The following is a 3571-nucleotide window of genomic DNA, read 5'->3' on the forward strand; positions in this document are numbered from 1 at the left end:
GTGATCACGGAGTCCGGACTGATCATTCCGACGGGAACGATGCTTTCCGCCTCAGCGATGGTCGTCGTGGCCGCCATCGCCATCAGTGGGTTGAAGTTCCTGGCGGTGAGCGAATACTCCAGGTTGCCGTAGTAGTCGGCCTTCCTTGCGCTGATGAAGGAGAAGTCAGCTTTCAGCGCAGTCTCCAGAAGGTACTGGCGGCCGTCGACTTCCAAGGTGCGCTTGCCTTCTGCGACGAGAGTGCCGACGCCCGTAGGCGTCAAGATGCCGCCGAGCCCGAAACCACCGGCGCGTATGCGTTCGGCCAGCGTGCCCTGAGGCACCAGTTCCACCTCAAGCCGGCCGTCCAGCATGAGTTGCTGTGTCGTCGCGTTCGTCCCGATGTGGCTCGCGATGAGCCTTTTTACGAGTCCCGCATCGATGAGCCGGCCGACGCCGACCCCTGGCCTGGCAGAGTCGTTGCTGATCAGCGTCAGATCGCCCCGGCGCTGGCGAACCATTTCGGCGATGAGGCGCAGCGGGCTGCCGACACCCATGAACCCACCGATCATCACAACGGCTCCCTCTGGAACCATCGCGACCGCCTGATCGAGGGGGACGGGCTTTTTCATGATGCCACCACAGTCCCGGAACACTCTCCCAACCCGATGCGCACTGCGCCGGGGCATTCGCACCAGCCACGCAGAATCAATGTGTCGCCGTCTTCCAAGAACGAGCGAAGCTCACCGTTGGGCAGTGCCACAGGCTGTTTGCCGCCGGCGGTCAGTTCCATCAGGGAGCCAGCCTCGTCGGGATTCGGACCCGACAGAGTGCCGGAACCCAGCAAATCACCAGGTTGAAGATTGCAGCCGTTGACCGTGTGGTGCGCCACCAATTGCGCTGGCGTCCAATAAGCAGCGCGCGTGGTGTTGGTGGCCGCCAGTCGCACCGGTGCTTCGCCGGCATCGCGCATCTTCGCGGTCTGCAGCAGCACCTCGAGGGTGATGGAGAGAGCTCCTTGCGCGCGATTGGCGGGCGAGTCAAGGTACGGCAGCGGCTGCGGGTCCTCGCCGGCTCGCTCGAATGGCGCACGAAAAGGCGCCAGCGCCTCCATCGTCACCATCCACGGCGAGAGGGTGCTGGCAAAGTTTTTCGAGAGGAACGGGCCGAGCGGCTGGTATTCCCAGCCTTGAATGTCGCGTGCGGACCAATCGTTGAAGAGCGCCACACCGAACAGGTGCGCCTCAGCCCTGCTGATGTCGATCGGGTCGCCTTGCGTGTTGCCCTGGCCGATGAACCATCCGAGCTCGAGTTCGTAGTCCAGACGCTTKGAAGGCCCGAAGCTCGGAGAGTCGCTGTCCGGCGCCTTGGTCTGGCCRCGCGGCCGCTTGAAGGTGCCGCCGCTCACGCCGATCGACGAGGCGCGGCCGTGGTAGCCGATGGGCACCCACTTGTAGTTCGGCAGCAGCGGATTGTCGGGACGGAATTGCTTGCCGACCGTGGTGGCGTGATGGACGCTCGTATAGAAGTCGGTGTAGTCACCGACCTTGCATGGCACGGTGTATTCGCATTGCGCCTGCGGCACCAGCGCCCGGGTCCAAGCTGGCCGCTGGCCGCTTCCTTCGCGCAGTCCTTCGGAGAGGCGACGGCGCAGGGACTGCCGCGCATCGGGAGAGGCAGCCATGAGGACGTTCATGTCGTCGGTGTCGATCAGGCCGGCGGCACGTAGATCCAGGACTTGGTCGCCGATCGCGACGCCGATAGCCCAGCCGTCCTGAGTACCGGTACGACGGAAACGCCCGAAGGGCAGGTTCTGAATCGGGCAGTCGCCGCCGGGTTCATTGGCGGAAGAGACCCAGCTCGTCAGCAGCGGGTCGTGTGTGGCGTCGATTTCGTGCATGTTTGTCTCTTCTCTTCTTCAGGCTCAAACGGTCTTGAACTGATCCTTCAGGCCTGCCCAGCAGTCGGCGTAAGCGGTATCCAGCGCAGGGCTCTTCAGCGCCGCCTCAGTCGGAATGAAGCGGTAGYGGCTCTCGAACATGAAGGCCAAGGTGTTGTCTAGCTTCTGCGGCTTGAGATCTGCGCTACTCGCCTTCTCAAAGGCCTCTTCGTCCGGCCCGTGCGGCACCATCGCGTTGTGCAGGCTGGCACCGCCGGGCTTGAACCCGCCAGGCTTGGCGTCGTACTCGCCATAGACCAGACCCATGAACTCGCTCATGAGATTGCGGTGGTACCAAGGCGGACGGAATGTGTCTTCCATCACCAGCCAGCGCGGCGGGAAGATCACAAAGTCGCAGTTGGCCGTGCCGGCCGTGTCGCTCGGCGAGGTGAGCACCGTGAAGATCGACGGGTCCGGATGGTCGAAGCTGATCGATCCGATGGTCATGAAGTTCGCCGTGTCGTACTTCACCGGCGAGAGGTTGCCGTGCCAGGCGACGACGTTGAACGGCGACTGGCTGGTGGGCGCCGTCCAGAAGCGGCCGCCAAACTTCTTCACCAGCTCGTACGGTGTCCTTTCCTCATGCTCGAATGCCGCGACCGGCGCCTGGAAGTCGCGCGCGTTCGCAAGGCCATTCGAGCCGATCGGCCCCAACTCCGGCAGGCGGAACTGCGCACCGTAGTTCTCGCAGAGGTAACCACGCGAAGGTCCATCCGGCAGCGCGACCTTGAAGACGACGCCGCGCGGCACGAGAGCGATCTCGCCGGGCTTGACTTCGAGCACGCCCATTTCGGTGGTGATTGCCAGCCGGCCCAACTGCGGGACGAACAGCAGTTCGCCATCGGCGTTGACGAAGGCGCGGCGCTCCGTCGAGCGTCCCGCCAAGTAGATATGGGCCGCGACGCCGTGCTGGGCGTCGGCATCACCGTTGGCGGCCAGGGTGTGAACCCCATCAATGAAGTCGATGTCGGCCACGTTGGCTGGCAGCGGGGTCGGATGCCAGCGCATCGGCTCGGGCGGCAGCGCCTGGGAGCGGTCCCCTCCGGTGAGCCAGGTGGACTGTCCGTAGGGCTGATACCGGCCAGCCACCACCGATGGTTGGCGGCGATACAGCCAACTGCGGCGGTTTTCATGGCGCGGTGCGGTGAACGCAGTGCCGGAAATCAGCTCGGGGTACAGGTCCAAGGGGGCGCGCTGCGGGCTATTGCGTCCCTGCGGGAGCGCGCCAGCCACCGCCTCGGTGGCGTATTCGTTGCCGAAGCCACCCTGGTAGCGGCGTTCCGTGGTCAGGCGATCGTTCACGATGGGCTCCTTGACGTGATGCGTGGCTAGGATCGTCGACCGCTGCGAAGCGCTTGGGCGTACAATCCCCGCCGCGCCGACTTGGCGTCGGCGAGACAACTACAGATTTCGTTGATTGCTCTTGCGAGCGAAGGCGTTAGCCTTCCAAGGTCTTCCACATCTCGACGTCCCGCTCGGCCGTCCAGATGCGGGGGTCGGTGTATTGGGTCACCTCGTCGTAGCACCGCGTGACGTCGAACGGCATGYAGTGGTCAAAAATCACCCAGTGGCCGTACTTGGGCTTCATTGCAGCAAACGTGTCTTTGTAGACTGTATTCAGATCCTTGCCAGCATCGACGCCCTTCTGAACAT

General features: G+C 63.8%; 3 protein-coding genes and 1 pseudogene. All 4 read right to left on the reverse strand.

The window, feature by feature from the left end; all coding sequences use genetic code 11:
* Positions 1–611, reverse strand: a 611-nt coding sequence (locus tag AC1DY5_RS47280; protein WP_478121283.1) for a CoA transferase subunit A, incomplete at its 3' end; no start/stop codon positions are given.
* The gene (fahA, locus tag AC1DY5_RS47285; protein WP_478121284.1) at positions 608–1879 is read right to left on the reverse strand and encodes a fumarylacetoacetase; all 1272 of its coding nucleotides are present in this window, start codon (positions 1877–1879) and stop codon (positions 608–610) included. The genes AC1DY5_RS47280 and fahA, both read right to left, overlap by 4 nt.
* 24 nt (positions 1880–1903) lie before the next feature.
* Positions 1904–3220, reverse strand: coding sequence for a homogentisate 1,2-dioxygenase (hmgA, locus tag AC1DY5_RS47290; protein WP_478121285.1), 1317 nt, complete (start codon positions 3218–3220; stop codon positions 1904–1906).
* A gap of 136 nt (positions 3221–3356) precedes the next feature.
* Positions 3357–3571, reverse strand: a pseudogene (locus AC1DY5_RS47295) (MBL fold metallo-hydrolase); the annotation flags it as partial.

The organism is Variovorax sp. P4_D9 (genome assembly GCF_056401695.1).